Consider the following 26,207-nt stretch of genomic DNA (forward strand, 5'->3'; position numbering starts at 1 on the left):
CCGCCGCCGGCACGGCGGCGACGGGGCCGGTGATCAGCGACCCGCCAGTGATCGCAGCGCCGCGGTCGTGTCGATCGCCGCCCACGCCGCCTCGTAGCCCTTGTCCTCGTGCGAGCCCGGCAGCCCCGCCCTGTCCAGCGCCTGCGCCTCGTCATCGCACGTCAGCAGGCCGAAGCCCACGGGAACCCCGGAGTCGAGTGCGACCCGGCTGATCCCGTCCGTGGCCGCTCGGCACACGTAGTCGAAGTGCGGCGTCCCACCGCGGATGACGACGCCGAGCGCCACGACGGCGTCGGCCCCCGACCGCACCGCGGCCTGAGCGAGGATCGGCAGCTCGAAGGAGCCGACGGCGCGCACCGTCCGGTGCGAGGCGCCCGCCTCGTCGAGCGCGCGCTCGGCACCCGCGATGAGACCGCCCATGACCGTCTCGTGCCACGTCGAGGCGACGACGACGACGTCGAGCGGCCGCCCGTCGACGGTGCCGGACGCGTGCGCACCGCGCGGTGCCCCGGCCCCGCTCACCGGAGGCTCCCGTCAGCGCCCACGGCCTCGAGGCCGCGCAGATCGTGGCCCATCCGATCGCGCTTGGTGCACAGGTACCGGCGGTTCTCCTCCGTCACGTGCGCCGCACGACCCACACGCTCCGTCACTGGCACTCCCAGGGCCTCGAGCGCCTCCACCTTCTCCGGGTTGTTGGTGAGGAGCCGCACCGAGCGCACCCCGAGCGCCCGCAGCGCCTGCGAGGCTGCGCCGTAGTCGCGGGCGTCCACGGGCAGCCCGAGCTCCTGGTTCGCCTCGACGGTGTCAAGACCTGCGTCCTGGAGCGCGTAGGCCTCGAGCTTGGAGGCGAGCCCGATGCCACGGCCCTCCTGGGACGGGAGATAGACGAGGGCGCCGCGTCCCTCGTCCTGGAGGAGCTGGAGCGCCGTGTCGAGCTGGAAGCCGCAGTCGCAGCGAAGAGAGCCCAGGACGTCACCCGTGACGCACCCGGAGTGGACGCGGGTGACGACGTCCGTGCCGTCAACCTCACCGACCGTGAGAACGACGAGCTCGGTGCCGAGGACGTCGCGGAAGGCGTGGGCGGTGAAGACGCCGTAGCGGGTCGGCAGAGTCGTCGTCGCGACCTCCTCGACGAGCTGCTCCTGGCGCCAGCGCAGCGCCGCGATGTCGCTGATGGAGATGACCGGCAGGTCGTGCTCGGAGGCGAAGTCGATCACCTGGGAGCCGCGCTTCATGGTCCCGTCATCATTGACGAGCTCGACGAGCACGCCGACCTCCGGCAGACCGGCGAGCCGCATGAGGTCGACGGCCGCCTCGGTGTGACCGCGACGCACGAGGACCCCCTCCTCGCGGGCACGGAGGGGGAAGACGTGGCCGGGGTGGACGAGGTCGCCGGGACGCGTCCGGGCGTCGGCGAGGAGCCGGATCGTGCGGGTGCGGTCCGCCGCGCAGATGCCCGTCGTCACGCCCTCGCGCGCGTCCGTGCTCACCGTGAAGGCCGTCTCGTGCGGATCCGTGTTCGTCGCCGTCATCATGGGGATCCCAAGGGCGTCGAGGCGCGAGGCGCGCATGGGGACGCAGATGAGGCCGGAGGAGTAGCGGATGGCGAGGGCGAGCTGCTCCGTCGTCGCCGTCGCCGCGGACCAGATGAGGTCGGCCTCGTTCTCACGCGTGGCGTCGTCGGCGACGACGACCATCCCTCCGGACCTGAGCGCCGCCAGCGCCCTGTCGATCGGGCTGGTCGTCGAGCTGGGCCTGCTCGTCGTGATCGTGCTCATCGGTTCTCCTCCGTCGTCGTGGTGATGGCTGCCTCGTCCGTGGCACGGCTCGAGGTGAGGCGCTCGAGGTACTTAGCGATGACGTCGACCTCGAGGTTGACGGGGTCGCCGACGCTCTTGGTGCCGAGGACGGTGCGGGCGAGGGTCTCCGGGATGAGCGAGACGGTGAGGCTTCCCTCCGATCCCGCCGACGACCCCGGGTCGCGCACCTCCACGACGGTGAGCGAGGTGCCGTCGATGGCGATGGAGCCCTTCTCGGCGACGTAGCGCAGGAGCCGTGCGGGGACGGAGACTCGCACGAGGTCCCACCGAGGCTCGTGACGGCGCTCGAGGATGGTCCCGGTGCCGTCGACGTGCCCTTGGACGACGTGCCCGTCGAGCCGGCCGTCCGCGCGCAGGGCCCGCTCGAGATTGACGGGGTCCCCGGGACGCAGCACGCCCAGGCTCGTCCTGCTCAGGGTCTCTGCCATGAGGTCCGCGGTGAAGGCTCCGTCGTCGAGAGTCGTGAGCGTGAGGCAGCAGCCGTTGACGGCGATCGACTGGCCGGTGGCGGCTCCCGCGGTGACGGTCTCGCCGCGGATCGTCAGCCGTGCGGAGTCGCCGTCGACCTGGGTGGCGACGACCTCTCCGAGCTCCTCGATGATTCCTGTGAACATGTGCGACCTCCTGGTCATCGTTGGGTGGTGGGCTGGTGGGGGAGAGTGGCCGTGACGCGCACCGTGAGCTCGGGGCCCTCCCCGAGGACCGCGACGGCGGCGTCGTGGAGCCGGAGGATGCTGTCGATGGAGCCGATGCCAAGGTCGCCGACCGCTCCCGGGCCGGTCCCGAGGAGCGCCGGCGCGATGTAGGCGACGACCTCGTCCACGAGCCCGGCGCGCAGCATCGAGGCGGCGAGCGTCGGCCCGCCCTCGAGGAGGACGTGCCGGATCCCGCGGTCGTGGAGCGAGGCGAGGCCGTCGATGAGGTCGCCGGTGACCTGGACGAGCTCGGCTCGGCCGTCGCGCAGATGGGCCCCCTGGGGCACTCCGCGCGAGCCGACGACCACGCGCAGCGGCTGGTGCTCGCGCGGGGCCGGGCGGTCCTCGGCGTCGCGGACGGTGAGCGAGGGGTCGTCCCTGAGGGCGGTGCCCGTGCCGACCATGACGGCGTCGCACTCGCGCCGCAGACGCTGCCCGTCCCGCCGCGCGACCGCGGAGGTGATCCACTGGCTCGAGCCGTCGCGCGCCGCGACACGTCCGTCGAGCGTCGTCGCGGTCTTCCACGTGACCAGCGGGCGGTCGTGGGTGAGACCGAAGAGCCAGCCCCGGTTCACGTCACGGGCCTCGTCCTGGTGCGGGCCGGCGACGACGTCGACGCCGGCCTCGCGCAGCCTCCGGGCGCCCCCGGCGGCGACCGGGTTGGGATCGGGCAGGGCGTACACGACGCGGGCGACCCCCGCACGCAGGAGCGCCTCGGTGCACGGGCCCGTCCTGCCGGTGTGGTCGCAGGGCTCGAGCGTGACGACGGCGGTGGCGCCGTGGGCGGCGTCGCCGACCCGGTCGAGCGCGTCAACCTCGGCGTGGGGCGTTCCTGCCCCGCGGTGGTGGCCGACGGCGACCACCGTTCCGCCGGGGGAGAGGATGGTGCAGCCAACGCGCGGGTTGGGGCCCTGTGGGACGCCCGGTGCGCGTGCGGCCTCGAGCGCGAGGAGCATCGCCGCGGCCTCGGCCGCCGTGACCGGCTCCGTCGTCGTCGTGGGTTCCACGGTCCGTCCCGCCTCTCGTGCCGGTGCGGTTCCGGGGCGGAGAGGTCACGGGACGACGGCGCTCGCGCCGACCCGTGGGCCGACGACGAACGCCGAGCTCCCGCGTGCGCTTCCCATCCGGACTTTGACCGTCGGTCCAGGAGTTCCACCTGGTCAACCGGCCACCGATGTGACCGGGTCGCGGACTTTCACCGCCGGTTCGGAGTTTCACCGACCCCAGAGCACGCGAGCTCTTGCTTGCACGAGCACCGTACACCGACCGGCGTGCCGATGTGGCCTCGACGGGCGTGCCGTGGACGGGCGCCCGGCGGACGCGGACGTGCAGACGCGGCGAGGGGCGCCTCCCGTAACGGGAGGCGCCCCTCGCTCAGCGTGGTGCGTGTCCGGACCTCGTCGGGTCCGAACGGTCGTCTCAGAGGGAGGCGACGCGCTTGGCCAGCTTCGACTTGCGGTTCGCGGCCTGGTTCTTGTGGATGACGCCCCGGGAGACGGCCTTGTCCAGCTTGCGGGAGGCCTTCTTGAGGGCCTCCTCCGCGGCGGCCTTGTCGCCGGCCTCAACGGCCTGGCGCGTGCGGCGCACGTAGGTCTTGAGCTCGGACTTGACGGACTTGTTGCGCAGGCGGGCCTTTTCGTTGGTCTTGATGCGCTTGATCTGGGACTTGATGTTCGCCACTGTGAAAGTTGCCTTCTCGATCGTGATTGGTCAATGGCCGGAAAGAGGGTTCGCGCCACGGGCTGACGTGAGGTGGTGGAAGCACCCGGCGAGGCCCGGTCGCCGGACCCCGAAGCCGGCCAGGCCAGAGGTCCAGGCAGGGACTTTACCAGCCACCGCCTAGCAGGTCCCGGGGTGCCCCGGCGCCCACGGCGTGAGGTGCGTCAACACGGGCCGGGCGGTCCGACCCGTCAGGACCAGTGCTCGCGCAGTGCCGCGACGACGCCGTTGAAGGTCGAGCGGTCCATCGTCGCGCCCTCACGCCTGACCGCCGCTGGGGACACAAGGAGGAGCCGGTCGAGGCGCACCTCGGAGTGGCGGCCCTGCTTGTCCCAGGCGCCGGTGCCGACGTCGTGCCAGTAGCGGCCCCACCGGGCCTCCTGCTCGGCGTCGACGTCGTGGTCCTTGCTGGTGAGCTGGGCGACGACGAGCTCACCGCCCTGGCGGGACAGGACGAGGACGGGGCGGTCCTTGCCCTTGCTAGCGTCCTCTTGGTATGGCACCCACGTCCACACGACCTCGCCGGGGTCGGCGTCGCCGTCGGGGTCGGGCTGGTACTGGAAGGGCGGCAGGCCGAGCGATGCGACGTCGTAGACGCCGACCGGCGCGTGCCCGCCGGTGCTCGACGGCGAGGTCCGGCCGGCCGAGTCGCGCCCCGAGGCTGAGCCGGAGGGAGAGGTGGAGGGCCCGGTCGCGCCTTTGGAGCGCGATGCCGAGGCCGATCCGGACGTGGTGCTCCTGGACCGTGAGCCCGCTGAGCTGCCCGACTCCTTGCTGGTGGAGCGAGAACTGGAGGAACGCTTCCGACTCGTGCCGGTGCGCTGCTCGAGCTCGTCGCGGACGACGTCGGTCACAGCGTCGCGGGCGGAGCGGCCGACGACGCGAAGGATCCTGTCCAGGAGTGAGGCCATGCGACTGACCCTACTGGCAGCACCCCGCAGGCGCCGAGACCAACACTTTCCCGCCGAGACTGGCCCCTGGGACGTCCGTCTGGGCGGGAAAGTGTCGGCCTCGGCGAGGGGTCGGGCTAGAGCGCCAGTCAGCGATGCGGGGCTCGCGGCGTCAGCGCCGGGTGGCGTCCTTCATGGAGGCGACGAAGGCGGCGAGCTCCTCGCTCAGGGCGGCCACCTCGCGCTCCCGGTCCGTCGAACCCGGCTCGGTGGCCAGGAGCGCCGCGGCGTGAGCCTCGATGATCTTCACCGTCGCGGAGCCCGAGATCGCGCCGTCGGCGCCCGCCCCGATCGCCTCGGCGACGTGCTCGGGCCGGGAGATGCCGAAGCCCAGCATGACCGGGGCGGCAGCGTCCTCGCGCAGACGAGCTACCGACTCGGCGAGGCCCACGGTCGAGGACTCCGTCTCGGTGCCGGTGACTCCGGCGCGCGACACCGCGTAGACGTAGCCGCGGGACGTGCGGGCGACGTCGTCGAGGGTCTCCTCGCTGGCCGACGGCGGGGCGATGTAGACGGCGTCGATCCCGACCGGCTCGGCAGCCTTCGAGAAGGGCTCGCCCTCGCGCACCGGGATGTCCGGCAGCAGCACGGAGTCGATCCCCGCGGCGGCGCACTCGGAGTAGAAGGTCTCCAGACCGACGGCGAAGGGCACGTTGCCGTAGATGAGCATGCCGATCGGCAGGTCGGGGTGCTTCGCCCGCACGCGCGCCACGACCTCGAGGGCACCGCGGAAGCCGACGCCCGCCGCCAGAGCCCGCAGGTGCGCGCGCTGGATCGTGGGGCCGTCCGCGACCGGGTCGGAGAACGGGACGCCGAGCTCGAGGGCGTCGGCGCCGCCGGCGATGAGGGCCTCGATGACGGCCTCGGAGAGCTCCGGATCCGGGTCCCCGACCATGACGAAGGGGACGAAGGCGCCCTCCTTCGCGCCGGTGAGGCGCTCGAACATCTTCGGGTAGCGGGACATGTCTCAGGCCTCCTTCTGGGCCAGGCCCAGGTACTCGGTGCGCTTGCCCATCTCCTCGACCATCCGGGCGGCGCGGGCCACGGCGCCGTCCTCGGAGAAGGAGCCGCCCAGGCGCATGCGGATCTGGTCGAGGTCCTTGTCGCCTCGGCCCGACAGGCACACGAGCAGGTGCGGGGTGGGGGCGTCGGCGGGGGTCTCGCGGGCGATCTTGAGCGCTTGCGCCAGGGCGTGCGAGGACTCGAGGGCCGGGATGATGCCCTCCCAGCGGGAGAGCTGGACGAAGGCGTCGACGGCCTCGTCGTCGGTGATGCCGACGTACTGGGCGCGCCCGGAGTCGGAGAGCCACGCGTGCTCGGGTCCGACGCCCGGGTAGTCGAGGCCGGCGGACACGGAGAAGGACTCCTCGACCTGCCCCTCGTCGGTGCGCATGAGGTAGGAGCGGGCGCCGTGGAGGATGCCGACCTTGCCGGCGTTGATGGCGGCGCCGTGGTGCCGGGTGTCCAGGCCCTCGCCGGCGGGCTCGACGCCAACGAGCGCGACGTCCTCGTCGTCGACGAACTCGGAGAACATGCCGATGGCGTTGGAGCCGCCGCCCACGCACGCGAGGACCGTGTCGGGGAGGCGGCCGGTCATCTCGAGCATCTGGGCGCGGGCCTCGGTGGAGATGACGCGGTGGTACTCGTGGACGATCGTCGGGAAGGGGTGCGGTCCGGCGGCCGTCCCGAGGAGGTAGTGCGTCTCCTTGAAGGAGGCGGTCCAGTCGCGCAGTGCCTCGTTGACGGCGTCCTTGAGGGTGCCGGCGCCCGACGCCACGGGGACGACGTGCGCGCCCATGAGCTCCATGCGCTCGACGTTGGCGGCCTGCCGCACGACGTCGGTGGCGCCCATGTAGATCGTGCACTCCAGACCGAGCAGGGCGCAGACCATGGCGGTGGCGGTGCCGTGCTGGCCGGCGCCGGTCTCCGCGATGATGCGGTGCTTGCCCATGCGCTTGGCGAGCAGGGCCTGGCCGAGGACCTGGTTGCCCTTGTGGGCGCCCCCGTGGAGGAGGTCCTCGCGCTTGATGAAGATGCGGGCGTTGCCCTCGCGGGGCAGGTTGCGCAGCTCGGTGACCGGGGTGGGACGCCCGAGGTACCTCGTCATGAGCTCGTCGAGCTCGGTGTGGAAGCACGGGTCGTCCTGCGCCTCGATGAAGGCGTCCTCGAGCTGGTCGAGGGCGGGGACGAGGAGCTCAGGCACGTACTGGCCGCCGTAGGGGCCGAAGTACGCGGACAGGCGCGGGTGATGGTGGTCACCGTGCTCACGGCCCGCGGGCTGGGAGCCGGCGGACACGGGGGAGCCGTCGGTCTCGAGCCTCTCCTGCGCGGCCTCGTCTCCGCGGGCGACGGCGTGGGTCGGGTCCGGCGTCGTCGTCGCGAAGTCCGCGGCAGCGCCGGCGCCCGTGTCCTGGCCGCCCTCGAAGTAGGCGGAGGAGCCGGGCTGGCCGGCCCCGGAGTCCCCATCGGTGACGGCGGTCGCGAAGGATGCGGCGACGGCGCTCGGGTCCTCGCTCGCGGCCAGCGACGAGCCGATGAGGAGCGCGTCGACGAGGCCGGCCAGGCGCCGCACGTCGTCGGCGGACTGGACGCCGGACTCGCCCACGAGGACGACGCCGGCGGGGGCGAGGGGCGCGTACTCCTCGGTGCGGGCGATGTCCGTGGCCAGCGTGCGCAGGTCGCGGTTGTTGATGCCGACGACCTCGGCACCGAGGGCCTTGGCGCGCTCCATCTCCTCGTGGGTGGACACCTCGGTGAGGACCTCCATGCCCAGCGAGGCGGCCAGCTCGGCGAGCTCGCGGTAGACGTCGTCGGGGACGACGCTCAGCATGAGGAGGATGGCGTCGGCGCCGAGCGAGCGGGCGGCGAGCACCTGGACGGGGTCGACGATGAAGTCCTTGCACAGGACCGGCACGTCGACGACGGCGCGCACGGCCTCGAGGTCCTCGAAGGAGCCGTTGAAACGGTCCGGCTCGGTGAGCACGGAGACGGCGGCGGCGTGCGGCGCGTAGGTGGCGGCCAGCTCAGCGGGGTCGTACTGGCCGCGGATCGTCCCGAGCGAGGGCGACGCGGACTTGCACTCGAGAATGAGCGCCGGCTGCCGGCTCGCCCTCTCGCCGCTGCGGGTGCGCAGGGCAGCGGAGAAGGAGCGCTCGGAGCGCGGCAGGTCCTGCGGCCGCAGGCGCCCGAAGCGCTCGCGGAGCTCGGGGATCCGCTTGCGGCGAGCCTCGACGATCGAGTCGAGCACCGTCCCGGAGACGATGAGCCGCTCCTCGACGGGCTTGAGGTCGGAGCTGCGGTGCGTCATCAGGCGTCCTTCCCGGAGGCGGCCTCGCGGGCGGCCGCCGCGTCCTTCGTCATGGTCTCGAGGTGCTCGGCGACCGTCCCGGAGCGCAGCTGCTCCAGGGCGGCCTCGGTGCCCTCGCGCAGGCTCTCGACGAGTCCGGCGAGGTAGAGCAGGGCGCCCGCGTTGACGGCGATGACCTCGCGCTGGCCGTCCGTGCCGCGTCCCTCGAAGACCTCGCGGAGGATTCGGGCGTTCTCCTCGGGCGGGCCGCCGAGGATCTCTTCCAGGTCGCGGGTGCGCACACCAAGGTCCGCGGGCGTGACCTCGTAGGCCCTCACCCCCTCTGGGCCGACCTCCCGGACGGTGGTGGAGCCGTGCACCGTGATCTCGTCCAGGCCGAGGCCGTTGACGACGAGGGCGCGCTCTCGGCCCAGGCGTGCCTGGGTCTCGGCGATCATGTCGAGCTTGCTCGCGTCGGCGACGCCCATGACCTGGTAGGTCAGGCGGGCCGGGTTGATGATCGGACCGAGGATGTTGAAGATCGTCGGCGTCTTGAGCGCGCCGCGCACGGGTGCCACGAACCTCATGGCGGGGTGGTAGGCCTGGGCGAACAGGAAGGTGAAGCCGTGCTCCTCGAGGGCGGAGGCGGCCTGCTCGGGCGTGAGGTCGAGGGGCAGGCCGAGGGCGGCGATGGCATCGGCGGCGCCCGTCTTGGAGGAGACGGCGCGGTTGCCGTGCTTGGCGACGGTGAGCCCCATGGAGGCGGCGGTGAGGCCGGCGCCGGTGGAGATGTTGATGGTGCCGACGCCGTCGCCGCCGGTGCCGACGATGTCGAAGAGCGGCTTGGAGACCTCCGGGAAGGTGCGGGCGGCGGCGCGGAAGGCGTCGGCGGCGCCGGCGACCTCGTCGGCGGTCTCGCCGCGGGCGTGGAGCGCGGCGAGCAGCGCGGCCGTCTCGACCTCCGTGAAGGACCCGGAGGACAGGGCGGCGAAGACGGCGCGGGCCTCGTCGAAGGAGAGGCGCTCGCCCTGGACGGTGGAGCGCAGGAGGAGGCGGGCGGCCTCAGCCTGCTCGGCCGCCTCCGGGGTGGTGGTGGGCTCTGTCTGTGGGGTCATGGTGGAGGGTTCCCTTCTCGCGGGGGTGCGGTGCCGGGTGGTCGGTGGGCGACGACGTCGGGGCTGGGGTCCGCCGGCCGGCTGGTTCGCGCCGGTCGTCGCCGGGGCGTTCAGTCCGCCCGGGTGGTGGTGAGCGCGGTGGTCAGCTCTGCGGTGAGGGCCCGCAGGATCCCGGGGCCGTTCGGGGTGAGGACGGACTCGGGGTGGAACTGGAGGCCGACGACGGGCAGCGCCCGGTGCCGGGCCGCCATGACGATGCCGGCCTGGGCCGGGTCCTCGGCGTCCGTGACGGCGAGGCTCACGAGGGACTCGGGCAGCGACTTGGTGCCGAGCGAGTGGTAGCGGGCGACGTCGAGGGGGCCGCCGGCGAGCACCTGGAAGGCCTGGTCGGCGCGGCCGTCGTCGGTGACCTCGACGCGCACGGAGCGGCCGTGGACGGGGCCGACGCGGTCGACGGTGCCGCCGCAGGCCTCGACGATGCCCTGGAAGCCGAGGCAGATGCCGAGCGTCGGGATGCCGCGCTCGGTGGCCGCCTCGAGGAGCTCCATGAGGCAGCCGCTCGTGCGCGGGTGGCCCGGGCCGGGGGAGACGACGAGGACGGGGCGCTGCCCGCGGGCCGCCTCCTCGTCCGTCGGCTCGAGGGCGTCGAGGACGACCTTGGCGGGGACGGTGTTGCGGTAGACCTCGATGGCGGCGCCGAGGGAGGCGAGCTGGTCGACGAGGTTGTAGACGAAGGAGTCGCGGTTGTCGAGGAGGACGACGCGCATCTCAGGCCTCCTTGCTCTCGGTGGTGGAGGCGACGGTGGGCGCGACGGGGGCCGTGGCCCCGTCGGCATCGGCGCCTGTGTCTGAGTCGATGACGAGGGTCGCGGCCTGGGCTGCGGCGACGGCGTGCAGGACGGCCGAGGCCTTGTGGACGGTCTCGGCGGCCTCGCGCTCGGGGACGGAGTCGGCGACGACGCCCGCTCCGGCCTGGACGAGGGCGGTGCCGTCCTTGACGAAGGCGGAGCGGATGACGATGCAGGTGTCGAGCTCGCCGTCACCGCGGAAGTAGCCGACGGAACCGCCGTAGGAGCCGCGGCGCACGCCCTCGGACTCGCGGATGAGCTCGGCGGCGCGGAGCTTGGGGGCGCCGGTGAGGGTGCCCATCGTCATCGAGGCGCGGAAGGCGTCCAGGGCGTCGAGATCGGGGGCGAGCGTGCCGGTCACCTCGGAGACGAGGTGCATGACGCGGCTGTAGCGGTCCACGCGCAGCAGGTCGTCGACGTGCCGGGTGCCGGGAACGGAGACGCGGGCGATGTCGTTGCGGGCCAGGTCGACGAGCATGACGTGCTCGGCGACCTCCTTGGCGTCCGTGCGCAGCTCGAGCTCGAGGCGCGTGTCGCGCTCGTGGTCGACGGAGCCGTCCGGGTTGAGACCGCGAGGACGGGTGCCGGCGATGGGGCGGATGGCGACGTCGCCCGTCCTGGCGGAGTGCAGGAGGGCGGACTCGGGAGAGGCGCCGAGGAGCTCGAAGTCCGGGGCGCCCACGTAGAACATGTACGGGCTCGGGTTGGTCTCGCGCAGCTGGTGGTAGGCGGCCAGGGCGTCCGGGCAGGGCATCGTGAAGCCGCGCGAGGGGACCACCTGGTAGATGTCGCCCGCGGAGATGGACTCCTTGAGGCGCTCGACGGTGGCGGCGTAGTCGTCGTCGGACTGCGTCGGCACGGCGTGGATCACCGGGCGGGGGCTGCGTGTGTAGCCCGGCGCCGCCCCTGCGGACTGGGCGTCCTGCGCGGAGACGAGGCGGAGCTCGGCGTCGCGCACGAGGGCCTCGGCGTCGACGGCGTCGATCGCGGCGGCGAGCTCGTCCATGCGGGCGGTGAGCTGCTCAGCGTCGACGCTCGCGCCGACGAGGGTCGCGCACTGGGTGGGGTGGTCGATGACGAGGATGATCCGCGCGTCGTAGAAGAGGTAGTCGGGGCAGGTGTTGGCGCCCTGGGCGACCTCGGGGAGGGTCTCGATGGTGGCGAGGTAGTCGAAGGCGACGACGCCCGCCTCCAGCGGCAGGTGCTCGTGCCCGACCTCGGCGGCGGCGAGGACGCGCAGCGGCTCGATGGTCGACAGGGCGGTGAGGCGCTCGCGCTCCTCGAGGGCGCCGTCGTCGGGGGCCGGCGGGATGGTGAGAGTGAGCGTCCCGGGGGCGTCGGCGGTGACCTGCTCGGGCAGGGCGGCGCGCAGGCGTGCCAGGGCTGCCTCGCCGTCGGCGCTGGCCTGGGGGAGGGCCTCGACGGTGACGGTGTCACCCTCGCAGGTGAGGCGGGTGGAGGCCTCGAGGGCCGCGATCGTCGTGCGGGAGACCTTCGTGGCGATGTCGACGGACTCGAGGAGCACGGCGTCGAGGGGGCGCGCCTTGCCGGCGTGGTCGGTCGTGGTGGTGATGAGGCCGGCGGCGGCGAGGTGCTCGAGCAGGAGTCCGCCGTCGGACTGGTAGCGCACCTGGCGGGTCTCGACCGTGGGGGACTCGGCGCCGGCGAGGGGGGCCGTGACGCCCGGCGGGGTGGGAGGGAGTGACATCCTGTGCCTTCCTGTTCGTGCCACCAGGACCCGCCTCCGAGAACGCGAAGAGCCCGCCTGGTGGCGAGCTCTTGCGTGGGTTCCGCTTACGCGGCGTGAGTGGCTCGCCCCTGGGGGAGCCACCACCACTGTCGGGTGCGGAACGCGATCATGGCGCGAGAGTAGGGCGACGGCGCTCGGAGGGACAAGTCGGGGCCGCGGCCGCGCGCATGGTGAGACGACGACGCACGAGGGCCACCGTCGCGACGAGGACGGCGATGCCCGCGAGCGCCCAGCCCCCGCCCGCAGAGATCCAGGCGGCGACGACGGCGAGCCCGACGGTCGCGTAGATGACGGCCCACAGCAGGCACCTGACGCACACCGCCGGCAGGTAGAGGCGCAGCGGCATCCGGCTGACGCCCGCCCACAGCTGGACGCAGGTCTGCAAGCCGACGGTCGCGAAGGACAGGGGCACGGCGAGGACGCCCCAGCGCTCGGCCATGGTGCGGGCGCGCTCGTAGGCGGCGGTCTGAAGGACCGGCGCCCAGCGGGTGCGGCCGGTGCCGGCGGCGAGGCCGCGGCCGATCCAGTAGGTGGCGTTGGCGCGGCACATGACGATGACCCACAGGGCGGCGACGGCCCAGCCCAGGGGCAGCTCGAGGATGCGGTCAACCACGGGGCGACCCTACGGCAGCCGCACGTGCCGCGGCGCGAGGGCGCGTCGCCGGGCCGTGGGGACGGACGCCGTCGGGCACGGCTCACACCGCCTGGACCTCGGCCGGCCACCGCCGCCGTGGGACACTGCCCCCAGAGACCGAGTTGGCCGCCCGCGGCCGACCCAGCACGAGACTGACCTCCGGAAGGACGACGTGTCACCGATCCCCACGCCCGAGCAGGCTGCCACCGTCACGCCCGCGGCCACGGCGCAGGAGAACCTTCGTAACTTCTCCATCATCGCGCACATCGACCACGGCAAGTCGACGCTCGCGGACCGCATGCTCCAGGCCACCGGCGTCGTCCAGCCCCGCGACATGCGCGCGCAGTACCTCGACCGCATGGATATCGAGCGCGAGCGCGGCATCACCATCAAGTCCCAGGCCGTGCGCATGCCCTGGACCGTCACCGGCGAGGACGGTACCGCCCGCACCTACGCCCTCAACATGATCGACACCCCCGGGCACGTCGACTTCTCCTACGAGGTCAACCGCTCGCTGGCCGCCTGCGAGGGCGCCGTCCTCCTCGTCGACGCCGCCCAGGGCATCCAGGCGCAGACCCTCGCCAACCTCTACATGGCGATCGAGGGCGGGCTCGAGATCATCCCGGTCCTCAACAAGATCGACCTGCCGGCCGCCGAGCCGGAGAAGCACGCCGAGGAGATCGCCTCCCTCATCGGCTGCGACGTCGACGAGGTCCTCAAGGTCTCGGGCAAGACCGGTCAGGGCGTCCCCGAGCTCCTCGACCGCATCGTCGGCTCGGTCCCGCCGCCCGCGGGCGACCCGGACGCCGCCGCCCGCGCCATGATCTTCGACTCCGTGTACGACACCTACCGCGGCGTCGTCACCTACGTGCGCGTCGTCGACGGCGCCCTCAAGCCGCGCGAGCGTATCGAGATGCTCTCCACCGGCGCCGTCCACGACCTCCTCGAGATCGGCGTCATCAGCCCCGAGCCGAAGCCCTCCCAGGGCCTGGCCGCCGGCGAGGTCGGCTACCTCATCACCGGCGTCAAGGACGTTCGCCAGTCGAAGGTCGGAGACACCGTCACCAACGCCGCCCAGCCCGCCTCCGAGGCCCTGGGCGGCTACCAGGACCCCAAGCCGATGGTCTTCTCCGGCCTGTTCCCCGTGGACGGCTCGGACTTCCCGGCCCTGCGCGACGCCCTGGACAAGCTCAAGCTCAACGACGCCGCCCTCACCTACGAGCCGGAGACCTCCGTGGCCCTCGGCTTCGGCTTCCGCTGCGGCTACCTCGGCCTGCTGCACCTGGAGATCATCCAGGAGCGGCTCGAGCGCGAGTTCGGCCTCGACATCATCTCCACCGCCCCGTCCGTCGTCTACGAGGTCACTACCGAGGACCGTCAGACGCACACGGTGACGAACCCGAGCGAGTTCCCCGAGGGCAAGATCCTCAACGTCAGCGAGCCGGTCGTCTCCGCCACGATCCTGACCCCGAGCGAGTTCGTCGGCACCGTCATGGAGCTGTGCCAGCAGCGGCGCGGGACCATGAAGGGGATGGACTACCTCTCCGAGACACGCGTGGAGATGCACTACACGCTGCCGCTGGCGGAGATCGTCTTCGACTTCTTCGACCAGCTCAAGTCGCGCACCCGCGGCTACGCCTCCCTCGACTACGAGCCCGACGGCGACCAGAACGCGGACCTGGTCAAGGTCGACATCCTCCTCAACGGGGACAAGGTTGACGCCTTCTCCGCGATCGTCCACAAGGACTCCGCCTACTCCTACGGCGTCATGCTCACCAAGCGGCTCAAGGACCTCATCCCTCGGCAGCAGTTCGAGGTGCCCGTCCAGGCTGCCGTCGGCAGCCGCATCATCGCCCGCGAGACGATCCGCGCCCTTCGCAAGGACATGCTCGCCAAGTGCTACGGCGGCGACATCTCCCGCAAGCGCAAGCTGCTCGAGAAGCAGAAGGAGGGCAAGAAGCGCATGAAGGCCATCGGCCGCGTCGAGGTCCCCCAGGAGGCCTTCATCGCCGCCCTCGGTGCGGACAACCCGACGGGCAGGGCCAAGTGAGGCTGCCGTGAGCCCCACCGACCTTGACGCCCTCCGGCTGGCCGCCGGTGCGGACCGCAGCGCCGTTAGCCTGGACGCCGACGGCGTCGCCGTTACGCCCGGCACGCTCGAGGCCGCCATGGCCGACGACGGTGCCGCCCTGGAACCGCTCCCTCTGGCACGGTTGCTCGGTGCGCCGCACGCCTGCGCGGACGGCCGCCACCGCGACGAGCCCTCGCCCTTCCACGACGGCGACCTCGTCGGCACCGTGAGCGCCGTGTGCGCCGTCGCCGTGACGCGTCCCGACGCCGGGGCCGCGGGGGAGTCCTCGATCAGCAAGGCGTCGCTCGACGGCGAGGTCGAGGTCCACCGGCTCGGCGTCGTCGGCGACCACCAGTCCGACGCCGCCCACCACGGCGGCCCCGACAAGGCCCTCTACGTCATGGACGCCGTCGAGCAGCAGCACTGGGCGGGCCTCCTGCCCGGACTGACCCCGGGGCGTCTGGGGGAGAACCTGCTCATCGCACCCGGTGAGTCCGGTGGCATCGACGACGTCGAGATTGGTGCGATCCTCACCATCGGGGCCCCGGGCACCGGGATCCGCGCCCGGGTGACCGGCGTGCGCAACCCCTGCCCGACCTTCGCCCGCGGGGTCGGCCGCTCCGACTGGGTGGAGACCTTCTCCGAGCGCGCCCGCGTCGGCGTCTACCTCTCCGTGCTCCGCAACGGCACCGTCCAGGCGGGCGACGAGGTCCGCCTCATGGTCTCGCCCGGTCACCGCGTCACCTGCACCCGGTGGTTCGCGCACCACGACCCGCGCGACGCCCAGGCGATGCTCAACTCCGAGATCTTCGGCAACTGCGTCCTGGCGGGCTTCACCCGGAAGTACGTCCTGGCCGCGAGCCACGAGCAGGTCGGCTGAGGAGGCCGCGTCATGGCCCAGCAGCACCCACCGCGCTCCCACGCGATCCGCGCGCGCGTCCGCTCCTTCTCCCGGGCGGGCGGTCGGCTCACCGAGGCGCAGGCCGCCGCGCTGGCCGAGCTCGGCCCGCGCTACGTCGTCGATGTCCCGCGTGACGACGCCGTGCGAACCGTCGACCCGGCCTGGCGGCTCGACCCGACGGCGGCCTTCGGGCACGTCGGGCAGCTCCGCCCACTGGTCATCGAGGTCGGCTCCGGCAGCGGCGAGGCGCTCCTCGCCCAGGCCGCCGCGAACCCCGGGGTCGACTACGCGGCCGTCGAGGTCTGGGAGACGGCCATCGCGAAGATCGTCCGCGACGCCGGCCGGGCCGGGCTCGCGAACGTCCGTGTCATCCCGGCTGACGCCTCCCAGCTGCTCGCGACCGCGCTCCCGGTGGGCTGCGCGAGCGAGGTGTGGACCTTCTTCCCGGACCCGTGGCGCAAGCCCCGCCACCGCAAGCGCCGCCTCGTGGCCTCGCCCTTCGCCGACGCCGTCGCCCGCGTCCTGCGGCCGGGCGGCGTGTGGCGGCTCGCCACCGACTGGGCGGACTACGCCTGGCAGATGCGCGACGTCCTGGAGGCTGCGAGCGCCCTGCCCGTGGGGCTCGAGGCTGACATGACCCAGCCCTACTTCCGGATGCCCGACGCCGGGCGTGCGCCTGAGCTGGGTGCGCAGACCTGGGAGGCGGACTCTCTCGGTAACGGCATCGACCCTGGCTCGCCGTCGGGAGCGCGCGGCGGCTGGTCGCCGCGCTGGGAGGGGCGTGTCCTCACCCGCTTCGAGCAGCGCGGCATCGACGAGGGCCGCACCATCCGTGACCTCACGGCTGTGCGCACGGAGGAGACGTGGGCGCCGGAGCGTCGAGAGACGGTGCTGGCCGCGCTGGAGCGCGCGGGAGCCGCGCAGGGCACGGGCACACATCAGGACGACGTTGATGCGGAGGGCACCGCGTGAGCCCCAAGCAGCCCGACGGTGACCCGCTGCCGGGGACGGGGGAGCTGCCCGCGCAGGTGGGCGCGCCGGCGCCGGACGGCCGGGTGCGACCCTTCTCGGTGTACCTGCACGTGCCGTACTGCCGGGTGCGGTGCGGCTACTGCGACTTCAACACGTACACCAACCTCACGATGGGAGACGGCGCCTCGGCGTCGGACTACGTGAGCACGCTTGCGGGCGAGCTGCGCCTGGCGCGGGCGCGCATGGAGGAGGCAGGGCTGCCGATCCGGCCCGCGGAGACGATCTTCGTGGGCGGCGGGACCCCGACGATGCTGCCGCCGGAGGACCTCAGCCGGATGATCGGGCTCGTGCGGGAGACCTTCGGGCTGGTGGACGGCGCGGAGGTGACGACGGAGGCGAACCCGGAGACGGTCGATGAGCGCGGCCTGTCGGCGCTCGCGGAGGGCGGCTTCACGCGCGTGTCCTTCGGCATGCAGTCGGCGGTGCCGCACGTGCTGGCGACGCTGGACCGGACGCACCGGCCGGAGCGCGTGCCTCAGGTGGTTCAGTGGGCGAAGCGCGCTGGGCTGAGCCAGTCCGTGGACCTCATCTACGGCACGCCCGGGGAGTCGATGGAGGACTGGGCGCGGAGCCTGGACGCGGCCGTGGCCATGGAGCCGGACCACGTGAGCGCGTACGCCCTCGTCATCGAGGAGGGCACGAAGATGTGGTCCCAGATGCGCCGCGGCGACCTGCCGATGCCGGAGGACGACGACGAGGCGACGAAGTACGAGATGGCGGACGCGGCGCTCGCTGCGGCCGGATACGAGTGGTACGAGATCTCGAACTGGGCGCGGCCCGGCATGGAGTGCCGGCACAACGAGGCGTACTGGCGGGACTGGGACTGGTGGGGCGTCGGCCCGGGTGCGCACTCGCACCTGGGCGACGTGCGGATGTGGAACACGAAGCACCCGGTGGCCTGGGCGGCGCAGATCCAGGGCGGGCGTCTGCCCGTGGCGGGGCACGAGGTGATCGACGCGGAGAGCCGCGAGCTCGAGCGGGTCATGCTCGGGATCCGGCTGCGCGAGGGCATGGAACTCTCGTCCTTCCCCCGGGTGGGGGAGGATGACGGCGAGCCCGGCCGCACGCCGCGGCACCTCGTGCCCGTCGTCGCTCAGCTGGTGGGCGACGGACTGCTCGACGGTGCCGCGGCGGCGAAGGGGAGGGCGTCGCTTACGCTCCGCGGCCGGCTGATGGCAGATGCTGTGGTGCCAGTGCTCACGGATGCACCCACCCCGTGAAAGAATCTTGATGTTTGACCAAAGTGGTAGACCTTAGAACTCCTTGGGTACCGCTCTCATGAATTTTAGGAGGACTCCCAGCTGAGCGGCCAATTCATCCACTTGAACGTTAGTTCTCGCTGCGTGTGAACCGTCATGATGAAAACTATTCGAATAGTCTTTCAGGTGTCGCAGTTCGGACGTAAAAGGCTTGAGCGATGATATTGCTTCGTCGGCGCCTGATCCCTCAATTGTTTGTATGCACTGTTCAAGCATCTTTCCTTCCGGCAACTCTGCCGGAAACATTCGGTGGAGATATCCTTCAAAGACTGGACGAAGAGCTTTGGCTGCGTCGATGGGGTTCACCCCTCTGTCGGCCCCATGAAATCGCATTAGGAGTCGATAATTCCGCTGATACTCAGTCTCCAGGATATCCGATAGGTCTACCTTAACTATCTCGGCCTCCATATTCTGATACTTATTGATAGCGTAAGCGACAGGAGTGCAGCCCTCAGTATTTCGCCGAACAGAACTTTCGTAAAATTCTCGCAAGAAAGTATCGTCGTGTGCCAGCACAACAATTTGCGTCCTTTCGGCCACTTCCAATATTGCGTTGATAGTTTCGAATCGTCTGGGCCGGTCTAGGCTCGTCATTGGGTCGTCGAAGATGATTGTGTGCTCTTGAATATCGGGTAGCGCGAGTACTGACTCAATGAAGAACGCAAACCCGAGGGTCCGCTTGTCGCCCTCGCTTAACGCGGTCCTGAATGTTGACGACCTTTCGGTGGTCTTGAGGTTTGTGTTTCCCACGCGAATCATGTAGTCGCCGCGGAAGGACCCGCCTGTAAAGTTGTTCTTCGCGTCCTCGAGCGTAAATCGCGCACCGAGATGTGCTAGCCTGAGGTTGGTTCGATCAACATACTTCGTAAAAGTAGTTTCGGCGGCCGATTTGTATGCGACCATCGCCGCCTTGCGTTGTTCAGTCAGGTTTGAGAGGGTTCTCTGGTTGGCTTCATATGCAGTCATGGCGTGAACCCCTTCGTCCGAATGCCGGATTCTTGAGGCTTGAAGCTCGGCTAGCAGCGCTTCGTTGCGATCGGTGTCTGCATCCGTTAGTCGACCCGTGAACTCGTGAATGGCCGCTCGCATGCTTGAAACTTCCGTGTTAAGTTTCGATATGATGAAGTTGAATTCTGATTGAATGTCACAATAGGTGGACTTGATGTCGGCGTAATTGGGGGTGCGGTGAGGGTTGTCCAGGAGTTCATCGCACAGCTCGACGAGAAGGTTCAATGCGTCATTGAGTTTTCCGGCAATCTCGTCCGCGTGTGGGATCGGTGCAACTGACGTGGGGACATCTTCTTTCCATTGGAGTGTGCTGCGATCAACCAAGTTGAAACAGTCAGCGACTCTTGATTGTAGTCCGTCAAATTGACTGACGATCTCGGTCTTGATGTCACGAATTTGACTCGTCGTCTGTTCGAATTCATCATTAAAGATTGCCCTGTATCCCGGGATTGTCGGTGAGGTGGCTGCTGGTTGTGCACAGAAAGGGCAGAGGTCTCCGCTGAGGTACTTGATTCCTTCGTGAATCCACGCCCTGCGAGCAGGGTCGTCCAATGATGCCATCTTGGCCACGACTCGCGCAGCGACGGCTAATTGGTGCATTTCGGTCGCTGATTGGAGCGCTTCAATGGTTTCGTCTGGGTCGGGCATCGTGAGATCGAATAGCGGGGGCATTGGTCGACTTAGGATGGCGTCTCTGCGACGGCAGGCGGAAAGTCGGGTTTGGCACTCCGTGATCGAAGCCTCGACATCGGTTATCTTCGGAAGCCCCTGGAATCTTGCGATATCAAATCCTGGGGGCATGACTTTATTTATTTCTGACTCTGCATTTCGTAGTTCGTTCTTGATTTCTGAGAGTTTCGTCTCGATTCTCGCCAAGTCGTCACGCTTGTCGATCGCAGTCTCTCCGAGGGCTATTCGAGCCAAACTACTTTTCTGTGCAGTTCTTGCTACGTTGGCGGAGTGGACGTTGGCCTCAATAAACTCGGAGTCAAAGACTTTGATTTTTGGGGATGTTCCTACCCAATGTCCTTCGACGTAGCGGGCGGCACCAGCGGAATGTGTTATACAAATCTTGGGATTTTCGCTCGCTTCTTTCCGCTTGCGCTCTGCTATGGCGTCGTCATCATTTTCCGAAGCAGCTCGAAGTACAGCGGTGAGTGTCGACTTACCGCATCCGTTGTTTGCAAATATGACAGTTCTGCTCTTGAATGGTATCGGGTCAGGGGTGATGCCTGTCTTGTAGAGTCCAACATTGTTTAGGGTAACGAGGTTTTTCAGCATCGAGATGCCCTTCTGTGTGGGTGGGTGCTGACAGTGTAGCCTTGAAGATGATCTTCTGGTTGGCGATGCCAGGTCTATTATCGCCATGTGGGATGACGGTTTCTCGGTGGGCCATTACGCGCCAGTGATCTCTTGATCTCTGCGTGGGGAGGTTTGAGCAGGTCCCGCAGGTGGAAAGGCTGGCAGACTCCAGCCCGTGTCGATCAACGCGGCGCAGCGGTGCCGGACCTCCGCGGAGCTCCTTGCCCTACGAGACTCACTGCCCGTCACGGACGAGGCGCTCGCCGCGCGCCTTGGTGTGAGCGTGGCCGATCTCCAGGAGCTCCTGCGCGTGGATACCTTCGACCCGGCCGGAGTATGGCGCGTGCGTGACTTCCTCGTCGCCGTCGCCGCGTCCAAGGGCATCGACGTGCCCGAGTTCTCCGTCATCAAGGACTCCCGGTGCACCGACGCAGTCGGATGGTTCGGCACCTGGGACGTCCCCGACGTCGCCAGTCTCTGACCCAGTGCCCAACTCTGCAAGGATCGGGCCCATGTCGAAGCAGTCCCGTCCCTCAGACGACGAAGCCCGCCGCCGCGCCGCCAACCGGGCGAACCGCGCCCGCCAGGCCAACAGCCGCCCCGGAGGCACGCGTTCAGGCAGCGGTCCCGCGGCTCGTCCCGAGCGCCCGGGCCGCACCGAGAGCTCTCTCCTCGGCCGTCTCACCTCCGGCGAGCACGCCTACGCCCTCATCCTCGCCCTCATCGTCGGATCACCGGCCTGGCCTCACCAGCGCTGGTGGCTCTCCGTCGCCGAGCTCGTCGTCCTCGCCGCCGTCACCGAGGGCGTCCTCATCGCCAGCGGGGGACTCGCCCACAACACCAACGATGACCCGCACTACCCGATCACGCCCCGCCAGGTGGTCGTCTTCCTCGCCACCCTCGCCGTCGCGATCCTGCTCGGCGGACTCTTCTTCAACATGGCCAGCCGCTGAGACGAGCCTGCCTCAGCCTCGCCGCCCCACCACGGGCACCAGAACCGGCGTGCTCCGCTTGTACTCCTCGTAGTCAGCGTCATCACCCCAGCGCTTCTCCGCCTTGCGCTCCAGCATCGGGATACCTGACACGCGCGTCAGCAGGAACGTGACGAAGACGGGGGAGAGGACCGCCACCCACTGCCATCCGCGCAGCACCGGCGCCGCCACGAGGAACACCCCGACCCACAGGGTGATCTCGCCCAGGTAGTTCGGGTGCCTTGACCACGCCCACACCCCGTCCCGGATGAACCGCCCCTGGTTGGACCGGTCCTCCTTGAAGCGCCACTTCTGCAGGTCCGCGGTCGTCTCCAGCGCGAACCCGGCCACCCACAGCACGAGCCCCACCCACAGGCACGCTGCTGCCAGAGCCCCGCCGGGGCGCACCGGAGAGCTGATCGCCACCCACGCCGCCATCGCCGTGAGGCTCACCCACAGGGCCTGGATCGTCCACGTGGCGCAGAAACGCCAGAAGTTCGGCTTGATCTCGTCGAAGCGGTCGTCCCCGCCGAAGCGACGCACCCTCGCGAACAGGAACCCGCCCAGCCGCACGGCCCACAGCAGGACGCAGCCCGCCAGCACCCACGTGCGCGCGTCCGGCGAGGGCGCCGCCACCAGCAGCCCCACCGTCACTGTGACGTAGGTGAGCGCCCCCGTGAGGTCGTAGAAGGTCTCCGTCTGCCTCGCGTAGGCGAACGCGAACGCCACCCACTGGACGAGGAAGCACGCTGCCACGGCCACCGCGAGCGCCGGCGGCCCCGCGACGGTAACCGCCCCCGAGCTCCCCGCCCAGGCGATGAGCGTCCCGATGATGACGACGACGCCGATGACGCCGACCCACTTCCCGCTGCTCTGCTGCTCCTGCTGATCCTCGGCCACGGCCGCGCCTCTCCGCCGGCACTCACGCGGTGACCGGCAGCCTTAGGCTAGGCGCCCTGGCGCCCTGGCGCCCCGGGGCCACGCAGGCCCCTGCCGGGACGCTCTCCCTCCAGGGCAGACGCATGAGGAGGTCACGTGCCCCACCCCGAAGACCGTCCCACCCCGCACGACCCAGTAGACGCGGTGCACGCGCAGCCCGGAGCCCCGAGCGCCCTCACCGAGACATCCGTCCCCGCAGACGTCACCGTCCGCGACGACGACTGCGTCCTCACCCTCCTCGAGCCCCGGATCCGGACCACGCCTGACGCCGTCGCCTTCGACCGTCTTCCCACCGGAGCCGACCCCGCCGGCCCCTGGGAGACGGTCACCTACCGTCAGTTCCACGAGCAGGCCGCCGCCGCCGCCAAGGGGCTCATCGCCGCCGGCCTGCAGCCCGGCGGGCGCGTCGGCGTCATGTCCTCCACCCGCTACGAGTGGGCCGTCGTCGAGCTCGCCACCTGGTACGCCGCCGGCGTCGTCGTGCCCCTCTACGACACCGCCGCCCAGCCCCAGGTCGACGAGATCATCACCGACGCGAGCGTCACCCTGGCCCTCGGCGGCACCCGCGAGCAGGCCGCCAGCCTGAGCAGCGCCCTGACCGGGGCCGGTTTCGCGGACGCGGGCGCCCGTGTCTGGTGCCTCGACGACGACCCCGCCCTCCGTGCCCTCACGGAGGCCGGCGCGGACATCGACGACACGGTCCTGACCCACCGCCGCCGCGCCCTGAGGGCCACCGACCTCGCCACCATCGTCTACACCTCCGGCACCGGCGGCAGGCCCAAGGGAGCCATGCTCACCCACGGCAACCTCGTCGGCCAGGTCGCCAACGTCGCCAGCGCATTCACCGACGTCGTCCGCGAGGGTGGCAGCACGATCATCTTCCTGCCGCTGGCCCACGTCCTCGCTCGCGGCCTGCAGCTCGTCTGCCTCGCCAACGGCATGCGAGTCGCCCACCTCTCCGACCCCCGGGACGTCCTGGCGGCCCTCGCCTCGCGCCGCCCCACCTTCCTCGTCGTCGTCCCGCGCGTCCTCGACAAGATCCGCTCCGCGATCGCCGAGCGCCTGACGGGCATGAGGCTCGGTCACGTCTGGGCCTGGGCGGAGCGCGTCGCCACCGCCCGCGGCACGCGGCTGGAGATGGGGCGAGGCGCCACGCGCCGCGAACGGGCGGCAGAGGCCCTCGTCGACCTCGTCCTCGGCCGACGGCTGCGAGCCCTGCTCGGCGGACGCGTCGACTACCTCCTCTCCGGCGCCGCCGCTCTCCCTCCCGACCTCTCCCGCTTCTTCCGCGGCCTGGGCGTGCCCGTCATCGAGGGGTACGGGCTCACCGAGACCACCGCGCCGCTCACCGGGAACCGCCCCGACGACATCCTCGCCGGATGCGTCGGCACCCCCATCCCGGGCACCGCCCTGCGCATCGCCGACGACGGTGAGGTCCTCGCCTGCGGGCACGGCGTCATCGCCGGCTACCTCCACGGCGCCGGTGACGCGCAGGCCTTCACTGACGGGTGGTTCCGCACCGGTGACTCCGGGCGACTGGACGACGTCGGCCGCCTCTGGCTCACCGGCCGCACCCGCGACGCCGTGACCACCGCCGGCGGCAAGACCATCCACCCTGAGACCTGGCAGGAGCTCGTCGAGCGCGCCGACGCCGTCGAGCACGCGGTCCTCGTGGGGGAGGGGCGACCCTACCCGTGCGCGCTCGTCCTCGTCGCGGCCGGTACGGCCGCGGCGCCCGCCCCCGTAGGGCGCCGCGTGCTGCCGATCGAGGACGACGGCGTCCGCGAGGTCGCCGAGAGGGCCGTCGCCTCCGCGAACGAGCAGGTCTCCAGGGCGGAGCGCGCCAAGCGGACCACCGTCCTCACCGCCGACCTCACCCCCGGTGGCCCCTTCGTCACCCCGACCCTCAAGCTGCGACACGCCGCATTCCTGGAGGCGGCAGCGGCCGTCATCGAGGACCTCTACCGGTGACCGGCTCCGGCGTCCGCCGACCCGGGGCGCGACCGAGGCCCACCACCATTACCATGAGGCAACTGGGGCACCCGCCACCGCCGCCGTGCGACCAGCACCCCGGCGGGGCCCGGCCCCGCACCCGTCATCGACCACAGGAGACTTCTCGTGCAGCGATACGACTACCTCATCATCGGCGGCGGACAGGTGAGCGACAACGCCTCCCGCGCCATCCGCTCCCGCGACGAGACCGCCAGCATCGGCATCCTCTCCTCCGACGCCGACCAGCCCTACTCCCGTCCCGCCCTGTCCAAGAAGCTCTGGGCCGACCCCGACTTCACCATCGAGGACGACTTCATGAGCACCGCCGAGGACACCGGCGCCGAGGTCACCACCAGCACGGAGGTCACCTCCATCGACACGGCCGCCAAGGAGGTCGAGGTCGCCGGAGGCGCCCGCATCGGCTACGGCGCCCTCCTCCTTGCCACCGGCGCCCGCGCCGCCACCATCGAGGCGCCCGACGACGAGCGCGTCGTCACCCTGCGCAGCCTCGAGGACTACCGCACCCTGCGCCGCCTCGCCACGCCCGACGCCCGCGCCGTCGTCCTCGGCGGTGGCTACATCGGCCAGGAGATCGCAGCCGCCCTCGCCGGCGAGGGCCTGGAGAAGGTCACCCTCGTCCACGACGGAGCGCTCCTGTCCGAGGGACGCTTCCCCGCCGACCTCGCCCAGCGCTACACACGCATGTTCACCGACCACGGCGTCACCGTCCTGCCCCACCACCGCGGCGAGCGCGTCGAGGCCGACGGGGACGACCTCGCCGTCGTCCTCGACGACGGGACCCGCCTCGACGCGACCCTCGTCGTCGTCGCCCTGGGCTCCGAGCTCAACACCGGCATCGCCCGCGAGGCCGGCCTCGAGGTCGACGAGGACGGCGCCGTCGTCGTCGACGAGTACCTGCGCACCTCCAACGAGCACGTCTGGGCCGCCGGCGACATCATCAGCTACCCCGACGCGCTCCTCGGCCGCCGCCGCATCGAGCACATCGACCACGCCCGCAAGTCCGGCGACGTCGCCGGCGCCTCCATGACCGGGGAGGACGTCGCCTACGAGCACACGCCCTTCTTCTACTCGCAGGTCTTCGGCAACCGGTGGGAGGCCGTCGGGGAGACGAGCACCCAGCACGAGACCCTCGAGGTGCCGCTCGACGACGGCCGCCTCGTCGTCTACTACCTCGACGACGCCGGCAAGCCGGTCGGCGTCCTCGCCTGGAAGGTCAAGGACGCGATGGACGACGCCCGCCAGGTCATCGCCGACGGCGTCACCGATCCCGACGAGCTGCGCGCCCGCATCCGCTGAGCGGTCCGCTGCGCGCGGCGGTAGTCCGCACGACGACGGGGCGCCGCTGGATCACCGTGTCCAGCGGCGCCCCGTCGTCGCGCGTCCGGTGCTCAGCCCTCGTCAGCGGGGGCAAGAACCCGTGCCGAGAGCCGAAGCAGCTCGGTCATGACCTCGTGCTCGCGGCCGTAGAGGTCCCACACCGTGTCCTCTCCGAGGACGGCGAGCGGCGGGTCGAGCTCGGCGACCGCCTCCTGGTCCGCGACCCACGTTGAGTCGTAGGCCGCCATGAGCGGCTCCATCGCCTCGACCATCGCGCGGACGGCGGCCAGTCCTGCCTCGGCGTCGGCGACGAGGGGGAGCGCCGTCTCGAGCTGGGACTCCATGGTCTCGAGGCGCGTGAGGGCCTCGCGCTGCTCCGGGGGCGGGGCCGTGGGGGCGCCGTCGTCGGACTGGGGGAGGGAGGTGTCGTTCTGCGTGCTCATGCGGGCATCCTCCCGGCTGACGACGCCGTCCGCCTCCTCCCGGCGGACCATCCGTGACAAGTCTCGCGTCGCCCATCCGTCTCACGTCCCGGGGATCGAAACACGTCACGTCGTAGGGTGAGAACGACCGAAGG

23 protein-coding genes and 1 riboswitch are annotated in these 26,207 nt (G+C 70.8%); of the genes, 8 read left to right on the top strand and 15 right to left on the bottom strand.

The window, feature by feature from the left end:
• Window positions 1-33 precede the first annotated feature (33 nt).
• From ribH to IXW69_RS04145, 12 genes are all read right to left on the bottom strand, one after another.
• Window positions 34-522 carry a 6,7-dimethyl-8-ribityllumazine synthase gene (gene ribH, locus IXW69_RS04090; protein WP_194785096.1) on the bottom strand — a complete coding sequence of 163 codons (489 nt, stop codon included), beginning with the start codon at window positions 520-522 and terminating at the stop codon, window positions 34-36.
• Window positions 519-1,778, bottom strand: a complete 1,260-nt coding sequence (gene ribB, locus IXW69_RS04095; protein WP_194785097.1) for a 3,4-dihydroxy-2-butanone-4-phosphate synthase — start codon at window positions 1,776-1,778, stop codon at window positions 519-521. Before ribB ends, ribH begins: the two co-directional genes overlap by 4 nt.
• Window positions 1,775-2,434 carry a riboflavin synthase gene (locus IXW69_RS04100; RefSeq protein WP_194785098.1) on the bottom strand — a complete coding sequence of 220 codons (660 nt, stop codon included), beginning with the start codon at window positions 2,432-2,434 and terminating at the stop codon, window positions 1,775-1,777. Before IXW69_RS04100 ends, ribB begins: the two co-directional genes overlap by 4 nt.
• 14 nt (window positions 2,435-2,448) lie before the next feature.
• The gene (ribD, locus tag IXW69_RS04105) at window positions 2,449-3,522 is read right to left on the bottom strand and encodes a bifunctional diaminohydroxyphosphoribosylaminopyrimidine deaminase/5-amino-6-(5-phosphoribosylamino)uracil reductase RibD (protein ID WP_323745163.1); all 1,074 of its coding nucleotides are present in this window, start codon (window positions 3,520-3,522) and stop codon (window positions 2,449-2,451) included.
• A 100-nt stretch (window positions 3,523-3,622) separates the two neighbouring features.
• A riboswitch (FMN riboswitch) is annotated at window positions 3,623-3,751 on the bottom strand.
• A gap of 183 nt (window positions 3,752-3,934) precedes the next feature.
• A complete protein-coding gene (rpsT, locus tag IXW69_RS04110; RefSeq protein WP_194785099.1) occupies window positions 3,935-4,195 on the bottom strand; it encodes a 30S ribosomal protein S20 in 261 nt (86 codons plus the stop codon).
• A 230-nt stretch (window positions 4,196-4,425) separates the two neighbouring features.
• A complete protein-coding gene (locus tag IXW69_RS04115) occupies window positions 4,426-5,145 on the bottom strand; it encodes a type II toxin-antitoxin system PemK/MazF family toxin (RefSeq protein ID WP_194785100.1) in 720 nt (239 codons plus the stop codon).
• A 151-nt stretch (window positions 5,146-5,296) separates the two neighbouring features.
• A complete protein-coding gene (gene trpA, locus IXW69_RS04120) occupies window positions 5,297-6,148 on the bottom strand; it encodes a tryptophan synthase subunit alpha (RefSeq protein ID WP_194785101.1) in 852 nt (283 codons plus the stop codon).
• Window positions 6,149-6,151: 3 nt separating this feature from the next.
• Window positions 6,152-8,491: a tryptophan synthase subunit beta gene (gene trpB / locus IXW69_RS04125; RefSeq protein ID WP_194785102.1), complete on the bottom strand. Its 2,340-nt coding sequence runs from the start codon at window positions 8,489-8,491 to the stop codon at window positions 6,152-6,154.
• Window positions 8,491-9,585: an anthranilate phosphoribosyltransferase gene (trpD, locus tag IXW69_RS04130; RefSeq protein WP_194785103.1), complete on the bottom strand. Its 1,095-nt coding sequence runs from the start codon at window positions 9,583-9,585 to the stop codon at window positions 8,491-8,493. Before trpD ends, trpB begins: the two co-directional genes overlap by 1 nt.
• Window positions 9,586-9,695: 110 nt before the next feature.
• Window positions 9,696-10,352, bottom strand: a complete 657-nt coding sequence (locus IXW69_RS04135) for an anthranilate synthase component II (RefSeq protein WP_194785104.1) — start codon at window positions 10,350-10,352, stop codon at window positions 9,696-9,698.
• A gap of 1 nt (window position 10,353) precedes the next feature.
• The gene (locus tag IXW69_RS04140; RefSeq protein ID WP_194785105.1) at window positions 10,354-12,141 is read right to left on the bottom strand and encodes an anthranilate synthase component 1; all 1,788 of its coding nucleotides are present in this window, start codon (window positions 12,139-12,141) and stop codon (window positions 10,354-10,356) included.
• Between the two features lie 148 nt (window positions 12,142-12,289).
• Window positions 12,290-12,796 carry a DedA family protein gene (locus tag IXW69_RS04145; RefSeq protein ID WP_323745164.1) on the bottom strand — a complete coding sequence of 169 codons (507 nt, stop codon included), beginning with the start codon at window positions 12,794-12,796 and terminating at the stop codon, window positions 12,290-12,292.
• 193 nt (window positions 12,797-12,989) lie between these two features.
• Here IXW69_RS04145 and lepA point away from each other — a divergent pair, with 193 nt between their 5' ends.
• From lepA to hemW, 4 genes are all read left to right on the top strand, one after another.
• Entirely contained in the window at window positions 12,990-14,867 is a 1,878-nt protein-coding gene (gene lepA / locus IXW69_RS04150) for a translation elongation factor 4 (protein WP_323745165.1), read from the top strand.
• Window positions 14,868-14,985: 118 nt separating this feature from the next.
• Entirely contained in the window at window positions 14,986-15,768 is a 783-nt protein-coding gene (locus IXW69_RS04155) for an MOSC domain-containing protein (protein ID WP_194785163.1), read from the top strand.
• A 12-nt stretch (window positions 15,769-15,780) separates the two neighbouring features.
• A complete protein-coding gene (trmB, locus tag IXW69_RS04160; RefSeq protein ID WP_194785106.1) occupies window positions 15,781-16,761 on the top strand; it encodes a tRNA (guanosine(46)-N7)-methyltransferase TrmB in 981 nt (326 codons plus the stop codon).
• Window positions 16,758-18,041: a radical SAM family heme chaperone HemW gene (gene hemW / locus IXW69_RS04165; protein WP_194785107.1), complete on the top strand. Its 1,284-nt coding sequence runs from the start codon at window positions 16,758-16,760 to the stop codon at window positions 18,039-18,041. The genes trmB and hemW overlap by 4 nt, the downstream gene beginning before the upstream one ends.
• A gap of 33 nt (window positions 18,042-18,074) precedes the next feature.
• On the opposite strand, the gene IXW69_RS04170 is transcribed toward hemW, so the two are convergent.
• Window positions 18,075-20,369: an AAA family ATPase gene (locus IXW69_RS04170; protein WP_194785108.1), complete on the bottom strand. Its 2,295-nt coding sequence runs from the start codon at window positions 20,367-20,369 to the stop codon at window positions 18,075-18,077.
• 196 nt (window positions 20,370-20,565) lie between these two features.
• Here IXW69_RS04170 and IXW69_RS04175 point away from each other — a divergent pair, with 196 nt between their 5' ends.
• Window positions 20,566-20,871: a DUF2316 family protein gene (locus tag IXW69_RS04175; protein WP_194785109.1), complete on the top strand. Its 306-nt coding sequence runs from the start codon at window positions 20,566-20,568 to the stop codon at window positions 20,869-20,871.
• Window positions 20,872-20,902: 31 nt separating this feature from the next.
• Window positions 20,903-21,343 (top strand): hypothetical protein, encoded by a 441-nt coding sequence (locus tag IXW69_RS04180; RefSeq protein ID WP_194785110.1) that lies wholly within the window; start codon window positions 20,903-20,905, stop codon window positions 21,341-21,343.
• A gap of 12 nt (window positions 21,344-21,355) precedes the next feature.
• On the opposite strand, the gene IXW69_RS04185 is transcribed toward IXW69_RS04180, so the two are convergent.
• Window positions 21,356-22,261, bottom strand: a complete 906-nt coding sequence (locus IXW69_RS04185; protein WP_194785111.1) for a DUF1295 domain-containing protein — start codon at window positions 22,259-22,261, stop codon at window positions 21,356-21,358.
• 135 nt (window positions 22,262-22,396) lie between these two features.
• Here IXW69_RS04185 and IXW69_RS04190 point away from each other — a divergent pair, with 135 nt between their 5' ends.
• Both IXW69_RS04190 and IXW69_RS04195 read left to right on the top strand, forming a co-directional pair.
• Window positions 22,397-24,271, top strand: a complete 1,875-nt coding sequence (locus IXW69_RS04190; RefSeq protein ID WP_323745167.1) for an AMP-dependent synthetase/ligase — start codon at window positions 22,397-22,399, stop codon at window positions 24,269-24,271.
• Window positions 24,272-24,418: 147 nt separating this feature from the next.
• A complete protein-coding gene (locus tag IXW69_RS04195) occupies window positions 24,419-25,609 on the top strand; it encodes an NAD(P)/FAD-dependent oxidoreductase (RefSeq protein WP_194785112.1) in 1,191 nt (396 codons plus the stop codon).
• A gap of 92 nt (window positions 25,610-25,701) precedes the next feature.
• Here the strand turns inward: IXW69_RS04195 and IXW69_RS04200 are convergent, their stop codons facing one another.
• A complete protein-coding gene (locus tag IXW69_RS04200; RefSeq protein ID WP_194785113.1) occupies window positions 25,702-26,073 on the bottom strand; it encodes a DUF4298 domain-containing protein in 372 nt (123 codons plus the stop codon).
• Window positions 26,074-26,207 lie beyond the last annotated feature (134 nt).

Origin of the sequence: Actinomyces haliotis (assembly GCF_015355765.1) — a bacterium.
Taxonomy (GTDB): Bacteria; Actinomycetota; Actinomycetes; order Actinomycetales; family Actinomycetaceae; genus Actinomyces; species Actinomyces haliotis.

Bases quoted from the DNA above. Each gene is read 5' to 3' on its own strand.
- ribB (WP_194785097.1), bottom strand. From the start codon at position 1,778: ATGAGCACGATCACGACGAGCAGGCCCAGCTCGACGACCAGCCCGATC.
- IXW69_RS04100 (WP_194785098.1), bottom strand. From the start codon at position 2,434: ATGTTCACAGGAATCATCGAGGAGCTCGGAGAGGTCGTCGCCACCCAG.
- IXW69_RS04115 (WP_194785100.1), bottom strand. From the start codon at position 5,145: ATGGCCTCACTCCTGGACAGGATCCTTCGCGTCGTCGGCCGCTCCGCC.
- trpA (WP_194785101.1), bottom strand. From the start codon at position 6,148: ATGTCCCGCTACCCGAAGATGTTCGAGCGCCTCACCGGCGCGAAGGAG.
- trpB (WP_194785102.1), bottom strand. From the start codon at position 8,491: ATGACGCACCGCAGCTCCGACCTCAAGCCCGTCGAGGAGCGGCTCATC.
- trpD (WP_194785103.1), bottom strand. From the start codon at position 9,585: ATGACCCCACAGACAGAGCCCACCACCACCCCGGAGGCGGCCGAGCAG.
- IXW69_RS04135 (WP_194785104.1), bottom strand. From the start codon at position 10,352: ATGCGCGTCGTCCTCCTCGACAACCGCGACTCCTTCGTCTACAACCTC.
- IXW69_RS04140 (WP_194785105.1), bottom strand. From the start codon at position 12,141: ATGTCACTCCCTCCCACCCCGCCGGGCGTCACGGCCCCCCTCGCCGGC.
- IXW69_RS04155 (WP_194785163.1), top strand. From the start codon at position 14,986: ATGGCCGACGACGGTGCCGCCCTGGAACCGCTCCCTCTGGCACGGTTG.
- trmB (WP_194785106.1), top strand. From the start codon at position 15,781: ATGGCCCAGCAGCACCCACCGCGCTCCCACGCGATCCGCGCGCGCGTC.
- IXW69_RS04170 (WP_194785108.1), bottom strand. From the start codon at position 20,369: ATGCTGAAAAACCTCGTTACCCTAAACAATGTTGGACTCTACAAGACA.
- IXW69_RS04180 (WP_194785110.1), top strand. From the start codon at position 20,903: ATGTCGAAGCAGTCCCGTCCCTCAGACGACGAAGCCCGCCGCCGCGCC.
- IXW69_RS04200 (WP_194785113.1), bottom strand. From the start codon at position 26,073: ATGAGCACGCAGAACGACACCTCCCTCCCCCAGTCCGACGACGGCGCC.